Source organism: Streptomyces tritici, from assembly GCF_048500665.1.
Lineage (GTDB): Bacteria > Actinomycetota > Actinomycetes > Streptomycetales > Streptomycetaceae > Streptomyces > Streptomyces tritici.
In genome coordinates, this window is sequence record NZ_CP183183.1 from 1458037 (window position 1) to 1474756 (window position 16720).

Here is a 16720-nt window from a genome sequence, read left to right on the forward strand (position 1 = left end):
CGCGTCGCACGGGCCGGGCGTCGGCCGCCGTCACCCCCGCAGGCCGCTCCACGCCGGGTGACGGGGGTCGTCGACGCGGACGACGACGTCGGCGGCCTCGGCCGGGGCGGCCTCGTCCTCGTACCGCTGGAACGCGGGCAGCGTCCAGCGTTCCTCGGTGCGCCGGGCCAGGGCGCCGCGCGACAGCCGCAGATGGACCGTGAGGTCGAAGGGGAACCAGTGGCCCTGGAGGAACGGGCCGTGCAGGACGAGCACGCCGCCGGGCGGGAGTTCGGTGTACGGGCTGCGGGTCGCCCGGTCCTTGACCGGGTCCCACAGGTCGGGCAGCACCCGCCCCGTGCCGCCCGCCTCCAGCGGCCGGAACACCTCGCGCCACAGCGCCCCGGTGTCGAACCAGCCGCTGTAGTACGCGTCCGGGTCCTGCTTCCCGTACTCGAACCGCAGCGACGCGGGCCGCAGGAAGCCGCCCGTGCCCACGACGAGCACGGAACGGCCGCGCAGCCGCAGCGCGTCGGCGATCCGCCCGGCGGTCTCCCCCGTCGGCGCGGCGGGCGCGCCGTCCACCCCGACCTTCAGCCAGGCGCTGCCGTCGCCGGGCTCGGCGGCGTCGACGTGTCCGGCGACGGCCTCGGTCAGCCGCTCCCAGGTGATCGCTTCGAACTTCACCCGTCCCATCCTGCCGGTCCGCCGTCTCCCGGACCGTGCAGGGGCACCCCGAGCCGTTCCGCGAGCGCGGCGGCGGTCGCCAGGGGCTCCGTCCAGTCGGTGCCGCGCCATGTGGCGAGCACCGTCGTGCCGGCGGTGAGCAGGAGCATCCAACCCCACGAGTCGCCGTCCCACTCCAGTCGCAGTGCGGCCGGCGGCCCGCCGGGCATTGACCGGGCCTCTCCGGTCAGGGCCTCCAGGTCGTAGGTGGGCCAGGGTTCGACCCGGTCGCCGAGGACCTCCAGCCGCCAGGCGACGAGGTCCTTGCCCAGGGGGATGCCCGTCCCGGCTCCCTCCGGCGACGAGCGGACCGCGTGGATCGCCCGCACCATCCGGCGGCCGGCGACGCAGGCGTCCACCTCCTCGCGCACCTCGGGCCGCAGCGCCGCCCACAGTTCCCGGACGTCCGTCACGCCGTGCTCACTCTCTCGTCGAGTTCCGCGCGGCCGGTGGCGACGGCCTCCGCGAGGCTCAGCTCGCCGCTCGCCAGGGCCCGGCAGGTGGCGGTGTCCGTGCGGAGGCGGGCGTCGGCGTCGTCCGCGGGGCCCTCGCCGTACGCGGGGCCGTCGGCCCCCAGTCGTACGTGGAACCGGCCCTCGTCCAGGGTCACCTGGACCACGCGCGCCCGAAGGCCCTCCAGCGCGCGCAGCAGCGGGACGGCGAACCAGTGCGCGCGGACCGCGTCCGTCGGCCGGGGCTCGCCGAGCTCGGGCGCGCCGAACTCCGCGAGGGCGCGCAGCACGGGCAGCAGCCGGCGCCCCCGGTCGGTGAGCTCGTAGACGTACGCGGAGACCGGCGCGGCGAGCCGACGCCGCGTCACCAGCTCGTCGCGCTCCATGTCCTTGAGCCGGCCGGCCAGCATGTCCGTGCTGACGCCGGGCAGATCGGCGTGCAGGTCGGTGTAACGGCGTGGTCCGGCGAGGAGTTCGCGGACGATCAGCAGCGTCCAGCGGTCACCGACGGCGTCGAGGGCACGGGCGGCGGCGCAGTACTGGTCGTAGCTCCGGCGGCGGGGCCGGCTGGGCTGACGTGGCATGAACGCAGTCTAGACAGATTGTCGTTGGACTTTCCAAGCTCGAACTTGGTAAAACCAAGCAACAGCACTTCTGGGGAGGCAGTCGCATGGAGTTCCGGCAGTCGAGCAAGCTCAGCGAGGTCTGCTACGAGATCCGCGGCCCGGTCATCGAGCACGCCGACGCGCTGGAGGAGGCGGGCCACAGCGTGCTGCGCCTCAACACCGGCAACCCGGCGCTCTTCGGCTTCGAGGCCCCCGAGGAGATCGTCCAGGACATGATCCGGATGCTCCCCAAGGCGCACGGCTACACCGACTCCCGGGGCGTCCTCTCCGCCCGTCGCGCGGTCGCCCAGCGCTACCAGGCCATGGGGCTGCGGGACGTCGACGTGGACGACGTCTTCCTCGGCAACGGCGTCTCCGAACTGGTCTCCATGGCCGTGCAGGCGCTCCTGGAGGACGGCGACGAGGTGCTCATCCCCGCCCCGGACTTCCCGCTGTGGACGGCCGTCACCACCCTGGCGGGCGGCAGGCCGGTGCACTACCTGTGCGACGAGTCGGCCGACTGGAACCCCGACCTGGCCGACATGGCCTCGAAGATCACCGACCGGACGCGCGCCGTGGTGATCATCAACCCCAACAACCCCACCGGCGCGGTCTATCCGAAGGAGATCGTCGAGGGCATCCTCGACCTGGCCCGCCGCCACGGCCTGATGGTCTTCGCCGACGAGATCTACGACCAGATCGTCTACGACGACGCCGTCCACCACCCCGCCGCGACCCTCGCCCCGGACCTCGTCGTGCTCACCTTCGGCGGCCTGTCGAAGACCTATCGCGTGGCGGGCTTCCGCTCCGGCTGGCTGGTCGTCAGCGGCCCCCGGCAGCATGCCAAGAGCTACCTGGAGGGGCTCACGATGCTCGCCTCCATGCGGCTGTGCGCCAACGCGCCCGCCCAGTACGCCATTCAGGCCGCGCTCGGCGGCCGGCAGTCGATCCGCGAGCTGACCGCTCCCGGGGGCCGGCTGTACGAGCAGCGCGACAAGGCGTGGGAGAAGCTGAACGAGATCCCCGGCGTCTCCTGCGTCAAGCCCAAGGGCGCCCTGTACGCCTTCCCGCGGCTGGACCCGAAGGTGCATCCGATCCACGACGACGAGAAGTTCGTCCTGGACCTGCTGCTCCGCGAGAAAATCCAGGTGGTGCAGGGCACCGGCTTCAACTGGCCGCGTCCGGACCACTTCCGCATCCTCACCCTGCCGTACGCCGACGACCTGGATGCGGCGATCAGCCGCATCGGCCGCTTCCTGAGCGGTTACCGGCAGTAGCGCGGCAAAAGGAGCGGGCCCGGGGGCGTAGCCAACCCCCGAGCCCTGTGAATGCCGCTCACATCACACGCCGGCACGTTTGAGAGTCCGGGTCAGTCTCATACGTCGCGTCCTACCTTTGGACCACCGCGGATCGAGCTCCGCGGGCTGGAGTTGAACCAGCAGCTCGACGTGTCGGGCCCGGGCCCGGTCGATCCGGCGATGAACGGCGAATGCTGAGTCTGGAGCAAGAGTCTGAGATTGATCGCGGCCCGCCTCTACCGATTGGGCCACCCCGGCACGGTGCGAATGCCGGGGGGAGGACTCGAACCTCCAACTCGACCGCGTTGATCACGACAAGCTTCAGCTTCAGCTTTGCGCTCCTCGCGCACCCCGACCGCCTTGCGCGGCCGGGGAGTTCATGAGGCTACCCGAACAGGTAGCCGAAGACGGCGTCGCCCACGCGCTGGTCGACGACCTCCGTGGCGTTGGCCTCCTCACGGGCGAACTTGACGGCCTGCTGGAGCTTCTCCACGCGGTCCACCAGCTCGTTCACCCGGCGGGCCGGCAGCGCGCCGGAGAACTTCACGGTCGTCCAGTACCCGACCGGCACGTCCTCGTAGTACACCTCGACCTGCGCCGGGTGCTTGTCCGTCGCCTCGGCCTTGACGTGGTTGCGCGGCACCTTCTTCGTCCGGACGGTGCGCACCGCCTCGGTCTTCCAGGCGTCCGTCGACGGGTCCTGCGTCCACGACTCGGCCGCGTCGAGCACCGGCAGCTTGCGGACGAAGGTCATCAGATCCACCAACTGCTTCTCCAGGAACAGGAGATACGCGACCGGCGCCTGAGCGATCACGACCCGGCCGTCGACGACGACGTCGGCGCGTGCCTCGCAGTTCGCCCAGTCCTTCGTGGCGGTCACATCGAACAGCCGGGTGAGCGTCTTGGCGGTGTCGCGCAGGACGTCCTCCGCCTTCAGCTGCACCAGGGTCGACTCGGGCGGAAGCTGCTCGCCCTCCTCGTCCTTGGGCTGGTAGGTCCGGGCGATGCCGGCGAGCAGGGCGGGCTTCTGCAGGCCGTGGTGCGCCGCGGTCAAGTCCTGGTGCGCCTTGGACTTGACGCCCTTCTCCACCGCGATGATCTGATTGAGTTTCGTTGCCACGTGATCGACTCTAGCGAGCACGGGGTGATGCTTCGAACGGATTTCGCAGAAAGTCCGGGAGGCCGTCATGGAGCTCGTCGCGCCCGTCGTCGTCGAGCCGTTGCGCCGGCGGCGCTGTGCGGAGTGCCGTACGGGACCGCTGGAGCGGATGGTGCTGGAGTTCAACGCACCGCTCTGTCTGGACTGCGCCGATCTCGGCCATCTGGTGTTCCTGCCGCGCGGCGACACGGCGTTGACCCGCCGGGCGCGGGAGGCGAGCGCCCTGTGGGCGCTGGTGGTACGGCACAACCGCCGCCGCACGCGGTACGAGCGGCAGGGCCTGCTCGTGGAGGAGGCCGCCCTTGCCTCGGCCGAGGCCGCCTGTCTGGCCGACGCGGAGGCGCGGGCGCGGCGCCGGGCCCGGGACGCCGTGCGCCGGGAGGCCCAGGACGCACGGGTCCGGGAGTCGCTGGCCGCGGAGATCCGGCGGCTGTTCCCGCGCTGCCCGGAGGACCGGGTGGCCGAGATCGCGGCGCACGCCTCGCAGCGGGGCAGCGGCCGGGTGGGCCGTACGGCGGCCGGCCGGGCGCTGGAGCCGGGTGCGGTGACGGCCGCGGTGCGGGCGTCGGTACGGCACGTGGACACGGAGTACGACGCCCTGCTGATGCGCGGCGTGCCCCGCCACCAGGCCCGGACGAGGGTGGCGCCGGTCATCGAGACGGTGCTCCGGGCCTGGCAGGGGTGAACGCGGGCGCCCTTGGGCGCCGGTGTGTGGCGCGGCGTCAGACGCGGGCGCCGGCGCGGGGCGCGGCGTCAGACGCGGGCGCCGGCCGCGCGGGAGCGGCGGTAGAGGATCGCGCCGCCGATCAGCAGGGCCGCGCCGGCGGAGAGGCCGTAGCCGGTGAGGTCCGCGCCGGTCTCGGCGAGCTGCGAGGAGTCGCCCTGCGGCGCGTGGGCCGGCGGCTCGGCGACGCTCTGGCCGGGCGCGGGCTGCGCGGGCTTGGGCGTGCCGGGGGCGGGCGGCTCCTCGGGGGTGTCGGGGGTGCCAGGGCCGTTGACCGAGCTGTTGCCGAACACCGGGTTGCCGATGCCGACGACGTTGACGGAGTTGCCGCTGACGTTCACGGGGAGGTGGACCGGCAGCTGGATGCCGTTCCCGGAGAGCACGCCGGGCGAGCCCTCGGCGGTCCCGTCTGCGGTGGCGCCGCCGCCGTTGTGGGAACCGCCCTGGCTCCCGTCGCCGCCCTGCCCGCCGTGACCGCCCTGGCCGCCGCCGGACCGGGTGCTGCCGGACCGGGTGGTGCCCGGCTGGTCCTTGTGGGAGCCGGACCGGCTGCCCGCAGCCTCGGAGCCGCCCGAGCCGTTCGCGCAGCCGTTGCCGAACGCCGGGTTGAGCACGCCCACGACGTTCACGGTGTTGCCGCAGACGTTGACCGGGACGTGCACCGGCAGCTGGATCGCGTTGCCGGAGCCGACACCCGGCGAGCCGACGGCGGCGGCGCCTTCCGCGGCCGAGTCGGCGTGTGCGTAGCCCGCCGAGAGGGCGAGCGCGCCGCCCGTGACCATCAGTGTGGCCAGACCACTTCGGCGAATCTGCCTCATGGCTTCCTGCCTTCCGGAGGTGTGCACGGGCATGCGCCCGTACCGGAAATAACGCCGGCCGGGAGCGTCCGGATCAGGCCGGTCGCCGGTTTCACCCGATCGGGTGGAGTGGCGTTGATCGCGACGGGGAACCCTTCCGGGGTCGCACCCGGTGTTCAGGCCCCGTCCGGGCTCCGGCGGGGGCGGGGGCCGGGACTGTCGCGCGGCCGTTCGGGGTAACGCTCTTGCCATGACCGACCGTCCGCTCCTCCTTCTCGACGTCGACGGGCCGCTCAATCCGTACGCGGCCCGTCTCCCCCGTCTGCGCGGCTACACCGCGCACCGCCTCCGGCCGTCGAACTGGTCCTCCCGGCAGGCCCCCGGGTCCCGCCGGCTGCGGCGCGGCCTGAAGGTGGTGCTGAATCCGGCGCACGGGCCGCGGCTGCGGGCGCTGCCGTTCGAACTGGCCTGGGCGACCACCTGGATGCACGAGGCGAACGAGATGATCGCCCCGGTCGTCGGGCTGCCGTCCGACCTGCCGGTCATCGAGTGGCCCGAGCTGTTCGCCAAGAACGACGACGGCCTGTACTGGAAGACCCGGCCGCTCCTGGAGTGGGCGGCGGGGCGGCCGTTCGCCTGGGTCGACGACATGATCACGCGGCGGGACGAGACGTACGTGGCGGCCCGCCACGACGCCCCGGCGCTGCTGTTGCGCATCCACCCGCGGCGCGGGCTGCGGGAGGCGGACTTCCTGACCCTGACCCGCTGGGCGGAGGAGCACGGCGGGGCGGCGGGGCGGGGCGGGGCGCCGTCTAGCGGCTCAGCTGCCTAGCGGCCCATCAGGGCGGTGACGGCGCCGACCGGGTCGGCGTCGGGCGCGCCGCGGGGCCACCAGTCCTCGCGGTCGGCGTCCGACTCGTAGCCGTACCAGAGGCCGTCGCGGCCGAGGCGGAGCTGGAGCGTGCGGGTGGACAGCCGGTTGCGCCAGGGCCGGAAGGCCGGGAGGTCGGCGGCGAGCAGCGCGGGTCTGGCCCGGTCGAAGGGGCCGGCCGGCGGGTCCCAGGGCTCCTCCAGGACCTCCAGGCCGGCCGCGCCGCCCTGGCGCCAGGCGGCGACGGCGCGGGCCAGGTCGGTGGGGGTGCGGTCCAGAGCGGCGGCGAGGTCGCGGTACAGCGCCCGGGTGGAGGCGGTCAGACCGGAGCCGGGGTGCGCGGCGGCCAGCCGGACGGCGTCCTGCCAGGGCGTGAGGTCGGCGACCGGGTCCCGGCCGGTGGTCAGGAAGGCGTGCGCCCGGGCGGCGGCCTCGGTGGCGAGCAGGTCGAGCGCCAGGGGGTCGGGGGCGGCGCGGTCCGGCGGCGGCAGCGGCGGGCGGCCGGGCTGCGCGGGGGCGGGCAGGGGTTCGGGCAGCGGCGGCAGGGCGCGGTCGCCGGTGCCCGCCGGCAGTACGGAACGGGCCGGGACCGTGGGCAGTTCGGGCGCGGCGCCGGTGCGCTCGGCGGCGGAGCGGGCCGCGTTGCGCCGGGTCAGCGCGGCGAGCAGCTCCTGTTCCCCGCGGCCGCGCATCAGGAAGAGCACGAACGGGTCCTCGTCGAGCAGCCGGGACGCCTGGTAGCACAGGGCGGCGGCGTGCTTGCAGGGGAAGCCGTCGTCGGGGCAGGAGCAGTCGGGGATCAGGTCGCCGGGCGCGGGCAGCAGGTCGGCGACGGCCGCGAGGGCGTGCGGCACGTCCTTGTCGAGGAGGGCGGCGATGTGCTCGGGGCGGTCGGCCGCCGCGTCGAGGAACCGCTCCCAGTCGTCGTCGCCGAGGACCCGCAGCCGGATCTCGGTGCGGTACGGGCGGGGCCGGCTGCCGTGCACGTACGCGACGACCCGGCCGGGCGTGACGGTGATGGCGTCCACCTGGCCGCGGCCCGCGTACGCCCGGCCCCGGGCGAGGCGGGCCGGGTCGAGGGCGGTGTCCTCCAGGGCCTCCACCCAGGCGTTGCCCCACCAGGTGGCGGCGAAGCGGCCGTCGGGGGCCTGGCGCGGGGGCACCGGCGGGAAGGTGCGGCGCCGGTCGTCATGGCGGGCCGCCGGGCCTGGGCCGGAGCGGCCGGCGGGGAAGCGGCGGGCGGTCACGACGACCTCCTCAGGGAGACCAGGTCGGCCAGTTCGCGGTCGGTCAGTTCGGTGAGCGCGGCCTCTCCGGAGCCGAGGACCGCGTCGGCGAGGGCCTTCTTGGAGCGCAGCAGTTCGGCGATGCGGTCCTCGACCGTGCCTTCGGCGACGAGCCGGTGCACCTGCACGGGCTGGGTCTGGCCGATGCGGTAGGCGCGGTCGGTGGCCTGGTCCTCGACGGCCGGGTTCCACCAGCGGTCGTAGTGGACGACATGGCCGGCCCGGGTGAGGTTGAGGCCGGTGCCGGCCGCCTTCAGCGACAGCAGGAAGACGGGGACCTCGCCGGACTGGAAGCGGTCGACCATCCGCTCCCGTTCGGCCACGGGCGTGCCGCCGTGGAGCAGTTGGGCGGTGATCCCGCGTGCGGCCAGGTGCTCGGAGAGCAGCCGCGCCATGGTCACGTACTGGGTGAAGACCAGGACGGAGCCGTCCTCGGCGAGGATCGTGTCGAGCAGTTCGTCGAGCAGGGCCAGTTTCCCGGAGCGGCCGGCCAGGCGGTGACCGCCGCGTCCGGCGGGCTCCTTCAGGTACTGGGCGGGGTGGTTGCAGACCTGCTTGAGGGAGGTCAGGAGCTTCATCACCAGGCCGCGGCGGGCCATGCCCTCGGCGCCCTCGATCCGCCCCAGGGTCTCGCGGACCACGGCCTCGTACAGGGAGGCCTGTTCGCGGGTGAGGGCCACGGGATGGTCGGACTCGGTCTTGGGCGGCAGCTCGGGCACGATGCCGGGGTCGGACTTGCGGCGGCGCAGCAGGAACGGCCGCACCAGCCGGGCGAGCCGTTCGACCGCCTCCCGGTGCTCGACCTCCTCGTTGTTCTCCACCGCGCGGGCGTGGCGGGCGCGGAAGGCCTTGAGCGGGCCCAGGAGTCCGGGGGTGGTCCAGTCGAGCAGCGCCCACAGCTCGGAGAGGTTGTTCTCCACGGGGGTGCCGGTGAGGGCGACGCGGGCGGGCGCCGGGATCGTCCGCAGGGCCTTGGCCGTGGCGGAGAACGGGTTCTTGATGTGCTGCGCCTCGTCGGCGACGACCATCCCCCAGTCCCGAGCGGCCAGTTCGGGCGCGCTGGTGCGCATGGTGCCGTAGGTGGTGAGGACGAAGCCGCCGCCGGCTCCGTCGAGGGAGCGGTCGGCGCCGTGGAAGCGCCGGACGGGCACGCCGGGCGCGAACCGCCGTACCTCGCGCTCCCAGTTGCCGAGCAGGGACGCCGGGCAGACGACGAGGGTGGGGGCGCTGCGGGCGCGGCGCAGGTGCAGGGCGATGAGGGTGACGGTCTTGCCGAGGCCCATGTCGTCGGCGAGGCAGCCGCCGAGGCCGAGGGAGGTCATCAGGTCCAGCCAGGCCAGGCCGCGCAGCTGGTAGTCGCGCAGGGTGGCGTCCAGGCCGGGCGGCTGGGGGACGGCCATCGGCCCGGCGGCGAGGCGGTCGCGGAGCTCGGCGAGCGCGCCGGTGGGCACCGCGGGGACGGTCTCGCCGTCGACCTCGGCGGTGCCGGTGAGGGCCACGGCAAGGGCGTCGGCCGGCTCCAGCAGGCCCAGTTCGCGTTTGCGGGCCTTGCGGACGAGGGCGGGGTCGACGACGACCCACTGGTCGCGCAGCCGGACGACGGGGCGGTGCGACTCGGCGAGCGCGTCCATCTCCCGCTCGGTGAGCGGGTCTCCGTCCAGGGCGAGCCGCCAGTCGAAGCGGAGCAGTTCCGTGCTGTCGAAGAACGAGGTCCCGTCGGTGGCGGAGCCGGGCGCGGAGCGCGCGGGCCGGACCTCGGCCGTCGCGGTCAGCGAGCGGACCAGTTCGCGCGGCCAGTGCACGGCCACCCCTGCGTCGGCGAGCCGGGCCGCGGCCGGGCCCAGGAGCTCGTACAGCTCGTCCTCGGTGAGCGACAGGACGTCGGGGACGTCCCGGTCCAGGAGCCGGGTGAGCGGCGGCCAGACGCGGGCGGCGCGGCGCAGGGCGAGGACCGCGTCGATCCGGGCGCGGGGCCCGAAGGTCTCGTCGCCGTCGCCCGCCCACAGGGCGGCGGCATCGATGACGAGGGTGGGGTCGGCGAGGCTGTGCACCTGGAGCAGCGCGGCGGCGGCCTGGCGCTCCGCGCCGCCCTCCTCCGCGATGTCGAAGAGCTCGTACCCGGACAGGTCGAGCCGCAGCGACACCCGGACCCCGGCGTCCATCCCGGCCGCGGCCTCCGCCGCCCAGGCGCGGGCGCCGGGCAGATGCTGCGGTTCGGGGGCGGCGAAGGGCCGGCCCGCGGCGTGGGCGGCGGCCGGGCTGCGGGGCAGGGTGTCGGCGACGGCGTCGAGGAAGGCGCGGACCAGCGCCTCGGGGTCGGGCAGCCGCAGCGGCCCGGCGCCGGGGACGGGCACGGCGTGCGCCTCGTACGGCATGGCGGCGGCGACGGCCCGCAGATGGGCGATGTCGGCGGGGTCCAGCGGGCCGGCCCGCCAGGCGTCCAGGTCCTCGGCCGTCAGTCCGGGCAGCAGCCGGCCCCGGGCGGTGAGCTGCAGCGCGTGCAGCGCGGCCGCGCCCCAGCAGGCGGCGGCGGGGTGCGCCGCGGGATGCCGTCGGGCGGCGACGAGCCGGGGCAGGGCCGCGCCGACGGGCAGGACGACGGCGGGCACGGTACGCCCGCGGGCCCCGTTGCCGTGCCGGCGCACGACGGTGATCTCGGAGCGGACCCCGGTGCCGTCCGGGGGGTCGGGCAGGGGGCCGCCGTCGGGCGACCAGAAGGCGACCCGTCCCTCGCGGGGCAGCGCGGCGGGCAGGAACACGGCGGCACAGCTGTGCCATGCGGGGTCCACGACCTGGTCACCTCCCGATCCGCGACGACTGACGACTGGACCTCCGACCATACGGGCGAGGTCTGACAACGGCCGCAGCCGACGGGGCGGGGGGCCGGCGGGGCGGTAGGCCAGCGCGGCACGGGCGGCACGGGCGGCGCGGGCGGCGCGGCGGGAGGCGGCGCGGCACCGACGGCGCGGGCGGCGCGGCACGGACGGCACGGGCGGCGCGGCGGGGCGTGGGTGGCACGGCACGGGCGACGGCGCGGCGGCCCCGGCAGGCGTGCACCGGCGGCCGGGCGCGGCGAGGCGTCGACGGCCCGGTCCGGCGGTAGCCCCGCGGCCGGCACGGCCCAACCGGGCGGGCGGGTGTGGTCCGGCGTGGCGTGGCTCGGGCGCGGCGTGGCCCCGGCGGCCCGGCGCGGCGCTAGCCGCGCGGGGCCCGCACGACGTAGCCCGGTGGCCCCCGGCGGGCCGTCGCCCGGGCGGCGGAGCAGCGGGTGACAGGTTTCTCGGGGCGGGGCATGGTGGCCTGGAGTCCGGATCGTCCCGGACCCAGCACACAGACGAGGATCCGCCATGTCTGCTCACCGGCGCCTCGGCCTCGCCGCCGCGGCCGCGCTCCTGCCCCTCGCCGTCGCGGGCTGCTCCGGCCTCGGCCGCAGCGCCGTGGGCACGATCACGTACGAGACCGGGCACGAGGTGGAGGTCACGGTGACCAGCCCCTCGGTCAAGGGCTGCCACCGGCTCGCTCCGGCGGGCGCGACGCGGATCGAGAACGAGACGCTCGTCGACGTCGTCCTGTACCCGACGCGGGACTGCCGCGGACCCTCGACGTACGTGCCGAGCAACAGCGGCAACTCGGTCGTGCCGGGCACCCTGCCGTGGCGCAGCTACACCGTCGTCCACTGACGCGGGCGGCTCCCGGCGCACGACGGCGCGCCGCGCCCGGACCCCCGTCCCGGGCGCGGCGCGCCGTCGCCGTGCGGCCTCCCGCTACCTGAGCAGGAAGTCCTGGGCCGCGCGGGCGCCGTCCCCCCGGCTCTGCGTGGAGTGCCCGCCGCCGGGCAGGACGACGAGTTCGGCGTGCGGGGTGGCCGCGGCGACCTGGCGGGCCCACTTCACCGGCGTCGACAGGTCGCGGTCGCCGGCCAGCAGCAGGACGGGCATGGACAGCGGCCGGTCCGGCGCCGCGGGCAGCGGCCGGGAGGACGGCCACGGCAGACAGGTCCGCGGGATGCCCTGGGCGCCCGCGGTCTCCCGCTGGAACGGCCACACGTCGGCGGGCCGGATCGCCCGGACCGCCCGCGCCAGGGCCTTCTCGCGTCCGGCGGGCGGCGCGGCCGAGTCGCCCCAGGGCCAGGCCGAGTCGGCGCACAGGGTGGCCGCGTGCAGACCCGCGCTGAAGGACCCGGCCGGTTCGCCGCCCGGGTCGGCGAACCCGGCGACCAGCCGGTCCAGCGGGCCGCGGTCGCCGCCCGCGGAGGCGTGCAGCGCGTCCAGGATGCCGAACCGGGGGTCGGCGAGCTTCGGGTCGATGATGCTGGCGATCGCCAGCAGGTTGAAGACGCCGACGCCGTTGCCGTCGCGCCGGACGACCCGAGCGAGGTCCTTCGCCGGGTCGAAGCCGCAGCGCTGTTCCCGGCAGGCGGTGCGCAGCACCCACCCGGCGTGGCCCATCGCGTCCTCGTAGAGGACCCCCGCGCCGTTCAGCGGGACGACCGAGTCCAGGACGAGCCGGCGCACCCGGTCGGGGTGACGCAGCGCGTACTGCGCGGCCGTGAAGGTGCCGTACGAGACGCCGTCCAGGGTCCAGGACGACAGCCGCAGCGCCCGGCGCAGGTCCTCCAGGTCGGCCACGGTGTCGGCGGTGGTGTAGAAGTTCCGGTCCTCGCCGAGCAGTTCGGCGCAGGCGCGCACCGCGTCCGGTGTGGGGGCGATGGTGTCGCTGCTGCCCACCTGCTTCTGCAGATCCGGGCAGTCGATCGCCCCGGTCCCCGTGCCGCGCTGATCGATCATCACCAGGCGGTACTCGGCGAGCGCCCTGGGCAGCCGTTCCCGCATCCGCGCCACGTACGGCACGCCCGGCTGGCCGGGGCCGCCGGTGAGGAACAGCAGCGTGCCCCGGGGCGCGTCGGCCGCGCCGAAGAGGGCGGTGCGCAGCTTGAGCGTGCCGGGCTTCGCGCCGGCGCGGTCGAGCGGCACGGTCAGGTCGGCACAGGTCACGTCGGGCTGCCCCGGGCAGGGCCGGTGGTCCGTCAGCCCGGGCGCGGCCGTGGCGGCCGGTACAGCCGTGGTGGCCGTGGCGGTCGGCGCGCCGGAGGTCCCGGCGGCGCCGGCGGGCGCGGAGCCGACGCACAGGGCGGCGGTCAGTAAGGTCGCCAGCGCCGCACCGGCGCGGGTGAACAGGGTCATCGTCGGTGTCCCCCGTCGAAGCTTCGGAAGTCCTCGGTCCGATCCGCCGGCGGGCCGCCGCCCGGATCACCGACATCGTGCGGCCGGTCCCCTTCTGCGGCGTTGAAGATTCATGCGCGATCGGAGAGAAGTCGCCGTACGGCGCTGGGCACCTGACCCGTATGGGCGCGGCAGGTCCGCGTCAGATGCGCCTGGTCGGCGAAGCCGTACGCGGCCGCCAGCGTCCGCAGGCCGTCCGCGCCCTCCTCCAGGGCGTGCAGCACTCCACGGACCCTGAGTTCGTTGCGGTAGCGCGTCAGCGTGGTGCCGGTGACGGCGCGGAAGACGCGGCTGAGGTGGTGCGGCGAGACGCCGACGACACGGGCCAGGTCCTCCAGCGGCAGCAGAAGCGCCGGGACGCCGCCGGCCAGCACGGCGCAGGTGTCGCGGACGAGTCGCCGGTGGACGCGCTCGGTGCTGCGGCGCGCGGGGCTGTCGGGGTTCCAGTGGCCCGCCGTGGCGGCGAGGTCGTCGAGCAACAGGTGGATGCGCTCGGCCAGTTCGAAGGTCTCCGCACCGCGCCGCGCGGCCGCCAGCAGGGTGCGGTGCCGCAGATCGGCGGAGGCGGTGACGGCGAGCCGGCGCGTGGGGACGGCGCCGTCGAAGCGGTCGGCGTAGAGCTGCGGGCCGATGCGGATCTCGGTGGACCGGTCGCCGGCCCCCGCGGGATGGGCGACCCGGTGTTCGTCGCCCGGCCTGGTCAGATAGCCGCCGGTGGCGTCGACGAAGAACTCCTCGCCGGCCACCTCCCGCAGATACCCGCCCGAGCGGGTGAGCACCACGCTGTAGTGCTCCTGTCGCCCAGGCCCGACGAACGACGGGCGGTCCTCGCAGCACAGGATGTCGACGACCGTGAGCCCGGCGGCCTCGAAGCGCCCGCACATCGCGCCGCGCCGCCGGCGGACGGCTTCGCTGCGCAGCAGCTCGGCCGTTCCGCGCGCGCTTCCCGGGCTTCCGTCGGTCCCCTCCACGGGGTTGTCATGCCCGGCGCAGCAGCAGGGCGAACAGGCGGGCGTTCTGCCCGCGGCGGGTCCAGGCGACCACGGCCAGCAGCACGGCGAAAATCACCGGGGTGGCCGCGTACTGCCCGTCGAAGAAGGTCAGCGTGAAGACGAACGCGCCGGCCATCAGGCCGATCAGGGCCGTCGCCGCCGCGCCGGACAGGATGGGGATCACCAGGGCGATCGCGCCGGCCAGCTCCAGACCGCCGACCGTGTACATGAACCAGTCGCCCCAGCCGATCCTGTCGAAGCTCTCCGCCGCCGACCAGTGGCCGACCAGCTTGGGCGCGGCGCTCGGGATCGCGAAGAACAGGGCGAGCAGCACCTGGAGGACACGGACGGCGATGTCGGCCTTGCGGCCCAGGCGCGCGCCTGAAGTGGCGTCAGCGGCGGTGGTGTCGGTGGCGGGGGCGGCCTCGGGGGTCAGGGCGGTCATGGGGGGCTCCTCGTGTCGGCGTCTCGTGCGCTTGTCACAGAGGTAGACGGCACCAGCCGCCCGAACTCATCGCTTCCCAGGGGTTTTTACTCGTTCAGTTCCCCGGGTAGCGGTCGGCGGAGTGCACCGGCACCCCGGGCGCGATCGCGCCGTGCTCGAACTGCAGGCTGAAGTCGTCGGCGAGTTCGGCGATCACGGTCCGGCCCTCCGTCAGCATCAGCCACTGCGGCGGGAGTCCGACGTCGCCGTACGCGGCGCCGAGCAGGTTGCCGCAGAGCGAGCCCGTCGAGTCGCTGTCGCCGGAGTGGTTGACCGAGAGCAGCAGGGCGTCGGCGACCGAGGCGGTCGGCGCGAGGAAGCAGTACACGGCGATGGCCAGCGCCTCCTCCGCGATCCAGGCCGCGCCCAGCGACTCCACCCGCTCGGCGCTCGGCGCGCCCGGCGCGCCCGCCAGGTCGACGGCCTTCCGGAGCGCCGCGGTGGTCTCCTCGTGCCCGGCGTGGCCGCGCAGCAGCTCCATCGCCCTCAGCACCGCGGCCGGCCCGGACTCGCCCTGCAGCAGGTAGCCGATCATCACGGCGAAGGCGCCCGCGGACAGGGAGGCGGTGGGGTGGCCGTGGGTGATCCGGGAGGCCGCCGCGGCCAGCGCGAACATCCGCTCCGGGGAGTCGCCGGTCAGTCCGAAGGGCGCGGACCGCATGACGGTGCCGCAGCCCTTGGACTGAGGGTTCACCGGGCCGGGCTCCCCGGGCGCGCCGGACGGGTCGGGGACGTGCCCGGCCGCGAGGCCGGTCAGACAGGCGTTGCCCGGTGCCCGGCGCGCGTACAGCCAGGGCTGGGTGCGCAGCCAGCCGGTGCGGACGGGGTCGTCGCCGCCGCGCGCCGGCGGGGCCGGGTAGTTCTGGGTGTCGAGCCAGCGCCGGTACGCGCGCTGGACGCAGCCGGTCTCCGCGCAGCCGATGCCCTTGGCGGCACTTCGTGCGTGCGCCCGGATCAAACCCTCGGCGGTGAACAGGGTCATCTGCGTATCGTCGGTGACGCGGCCGGTCACCCCCTCGGCGTCCGGCACCATGCCGGTGACGCCGCGTGCGCCGTACGTGCGGCGGATGCCGTCCAGGGACAGGAACTCGATCGGGTTGCCGAGCGCGTCGCCGATCGCGCCGCCCAGCAGGCAGCCGCGCACCCGGGAGCGGCGCACCGCCGTCCGCTGCCAGTCCGTGCCGTCCAGCGCCGTGCCGCCCATGTTCCGCCCCCGTTTCGATCCGTACCGGTGAACCACGACGGTGCGGGTACCTCTCCCGTAGGAGAGGCGAACGTCATGCGTACCGGGAATGAGCCGTCGACCGCGCGCAGTCCTCTGCGGATGCGGTTGTGGCTGAGTCTATGGGGTCTGCTGTGGGCGGCCTTCGGCACCGTCGTGTTCGCGCTGCTCGACCGGCCGGGCTGGGCGGCGGCCTGCGGGGTGCTGTTCGTGGTGGTCGCCGTCGACCTGGCGATGGTGCTGCGCCATCTGCGCCAGGGGCCGCATTACCAGCCGGGTCGCGACGTCCCCCCGTACGAGCCCGACCACGGCGGCGACGGGCGGCGCTGAGCGCCGCCGGGCCGCAACGGTGGGTCGCGGAGGCGTCCGCGGTGGCGCAGGGCGGCCGCGGTGGGTGGCGACGGTTCGGTCGCGCCGGTCATTCCGCCGCGTCGAAGCCCGCCGCCTCCAGGTACTCGGGCTTCGGGTCGAGCGCGGCGGCCAGCCGGAAGTGCCGGGTGGCCTGCTCGGCCCGCCCGGCCCGCTGGAAGGTGCGGGCCAGCGCGAAGTGCGCGAAGGCGTTGTCCGGCTCCTGGTCCACGATGTGCTGGAACTCGCGCTCGGCGGCGCGCAGTTGCGCGGAGGCGAAGTAGGCACGGGCCCGCAGCAGGCGGGCGGCGCCGCTCTCGGGGTGGGCGGCGAGCACGGAATCGAGCAGTTTGATCGCGCCGCGCGGGTCCCGGGCGTCGAGCAGTTGCTCGGCCGCACGGAAGGCGATGACGTGGGTCTCCGGTGTCTGCTCGGCCACGCTGGATCCTCCCTCGCTCGGGTGGTGCAACACCGGGCCGGACAGCGGTATTCCGACGCCGTACCGGCGCGCCGGCCCGGTGTTTCCCTACCCAGCCGGCCGCGAAAGGATCTGCC

General features: G+C 75.1%; 17 protein-coding genes. 5 read left to right on the forward strand and 12 right to left on the reverse strand.

From position 1 onward, the window contains the following. Positions 1–30: 30 nt before the first annotated feature. The 3 genes from ACNJ93_RS06780 to ACNJ93_RS06790 are packed head-to-tail and all read right to left on the reverse strand — an operon-like array spanning position 31 to position 1741. Positions 31–666 (reverse strand): uridine kinase, encoded by a 636-nt coding sequence (locus ACNJ93_RS06780; protein WP_418956420.1) that lies wholly within the window; start codon positions 664–666, stop codon positions 31–33. Further along, entirely contained in the window at positions 663–1118 is a 456-nt protein-coding gene (locus ACNJ93_RS06785; protein ID WP_418956421.1) for a hypothetical protein, read from the reverse strand. The genes ACNJ93_RS06780 and ACNJ93_RS06785 overlap by 4 nt, the downstream gene beginning before the upstream one ends. Next, entirely contained in the window at positions 1115–1741 is a 627-nt protein-coding gene (locus ACNJ93_RS06790; RefSeq protein WP_418956422.1) for a winged helix-turn-helix transcriptional regulator, read from the reverse strand. Before ACNJ93_RS06790 ends, ACNJ93_RS06785 begins: the two co-directional genes overlap by 4 nt. Before the next feature lie 86 nt (positions 1742–1827). On the opposite strand from ACNJ93_RS06790, the gene ACNJ93_RS06795 reads away from it, so the two are divergent. Continuing rightward, positions 1828–3039: a pyridoxal phosphate-dependent aminotransferase gene (locus ACNJ93_RS06795; protein ID WP_418956423.1), complete on the forward strand. Its 1212-nt coding sequence runs from the start codon at positions 1828–1830 to the stop codon at positions 3037–3039. A 406-nt stretch (positions 3040–3445) separates the two neighbouring features. On the opposite strand, the gene ACNJ93_RS06800 is transcribed toward ACNJ93_RS06795, so the two are convergent. Beyond that, positions 3446–4180, reverse strand: coding sequence for a hypothetical protein (locus tag ACNJ93_RS06800; RefSeq protein ID WP_418956424.1), 735 nt, complete (start codon positions 4178–4180; stop codon positions 3446–3448). Positions 4181–4247: 67 nt separating this feature from the next. Between ACNJ93_RS06800 and ACNJ93_RS06805 the strand changes: the two genes are divergently transcribed. Next, positions 4248–4904: a DUF2293 domain-containing protein gene (locus ACNJ93_RS06805; protein ID WP_418956425.1), complete on the forward strand. Its 657-nt coding sequence runs from the start codon at positions 4248–4250 to the stop codon at positions 4902–4904. A gap of 68 nt (positions 4905–4972) precedes the next feature. Here ACNJ93_RS06805 and ACNJ93_RS06810 read toward each other — a convergent pair whose 3' ends face one another. Beyond that, entirely contained in the window at positions 4973–5761 is a 789-nt protein-coding gene (locus tag ACNJ93_RS06810) for a chaplin family protein (protein WP_418956426.1), read from the reverse strand. Positions 5762–5990: 229 nt separating this feature from the next. Here ACNJ93_RS06810 and ACNJ93_RS06815 point away from each other — a divergent pair, with 229 nt between their 5' ends. Beyond that, on the forward strand, positions 5991–6572 hold the full coding sequence (locus ACNJ93_RS06815; RefSeq protein WP_418956427.1) for a hypothetical protein: 582 nt from the start codon (positions 5991–5993) through the stop codon (positions 6570–6572). Here the strand turns inward: ACNJ93_RS06815 and ACNJ93_RS06820 are convergent. Next, complete coding sequence (locus ACNJ93_RS06820) at positions 6569–7858, reverse strand: SWIM zinc finger family protein (protein WP_418956428.1); 1290 nt, start codon at positions 7856–7858, stop codon at positions 6569–6571. The genes ACNJ93_RS06815 and ACNJ93_RS06820 overlap by 4 nt on opposite strands. Next, positions 7855–10737 (reverse strand): DEAD/DEAH box helicase, encoded by a 2883-nt coding sequence (locus tag ACNJ93_RS06825; protein WP_418956429.1) that lies wholly within the window; start codon positions 10735–10737, stop codon positions 7855–7857. Before ACNJ93_RS06825 ends, ACNJ93_RS06820 begins: the two co-directional genes overlap by 4 nt. 507 nt (positions 10738–11244) lie before the next feature. On the opposite strand from ACNJ93_RS06825, the gene ACNJ93_RS06830 reads away from it, so the two are divergent. Beyond that, positions 11245–11577, forward strand: coding sequence for a hypothetical protein (locus ACNJ93_RS06830; RefSeq protein WP_418956430.1), 333 nt, complete (start codon positions 11245–11247; stop codon positions 11575–11577). A gap of 84 nt (positions 11578–11661) precedes the next feature. On the opposite strand, the gene ACNJ93_RS06835 is transcribed toward ACNJ93_RS06830, so the two are convergent. The 4 genes from ACNJ93_RS06835 to ACNJ93_RS06850 all read right to left on the reverse strand — a co-directional run bounded on the left by ACNJ93_RS06835 (position 11662) and on the right by ACNJ93_RS06850 (position 15799). Next, complete coding sequence (locus tag ACNJ93_RS06835) at positions 11662–13080, reverse strand: alpha/beta fold hydrolase (RefSeq protein ID WP_418956431.1); 1419 nt, start codon at positions 13078–13080, stop codon at positions 11662–11664. Positions 13081–13190: 110 nt separating this feature from the next. Beyond that, positions 13191–14090 (reverse strand): helix-turn-helix domain-containing protein, encoded by a 900-nt coding sequence (locus ACNJ93_RS06840; RefSeq protein ID WP_418956432.1) that lies wholly within the window; start codon positions 14088–14090, stop codon positions 13191–13193. 7 nt (positions 14091–14097) lie between these two features. Further along, positions 14098–14556: a DoxX family protein gene (locus tag ACNJ93_RS06845; RefSeq protein WP_418956433.1), complete on the reverse strand. Its 459-nt coding sequence runs from the start codon at positions 14554–14556 to the stop codon at positions 14098–14100. Positions 14557–14650: 94 nt separating this feature from the next. Next, positions 14651–15799 (reverse strand): ADP-ribosylglycohydrolase family protein, encoded by a 1149-nt coding sequence (locus ACNJ93_RS06850; RefSeq protein WP_418956434.1) that lies wholly within the window; start codon positions 15797–15799, stop codon positions 14651–14653. 75 nt (positions 15800–15874) lie between these two features. Here ACNJ93_RS06850 and ACNJ93_RS06855 point away from each other — a divergent pair, with 75 nt between their 5' ends. After that, on the forward strand, positions 15875–16147 hold the full coding sequence (locus tag ACNJ93_RS06855; protein WP_418956435.1) for a DUF6343 family protein: 273 nt from the start codon (positions 15875–15877) through the stop codon (positions 16145–16147). A gap of 88 nt (positions 16148–16235) precedes the next feature. Here the strand turns inward: ACNJ93_RS06855 and ACNJ93_RS06860 are convergent, their stop codons facing one another. Beyond that, complete coding sequence (locus ACNJ93_RS06860; RefSeq protein WP_418956436.1) at positions 16236–16604, reverse strand: tetratricopeptide repeat protein; 369 nt, start codon at positions 16602–16604, stop codon at positions 16236–16238. Positions 16605–16720 lie beyond the last annotated feature (116 nt).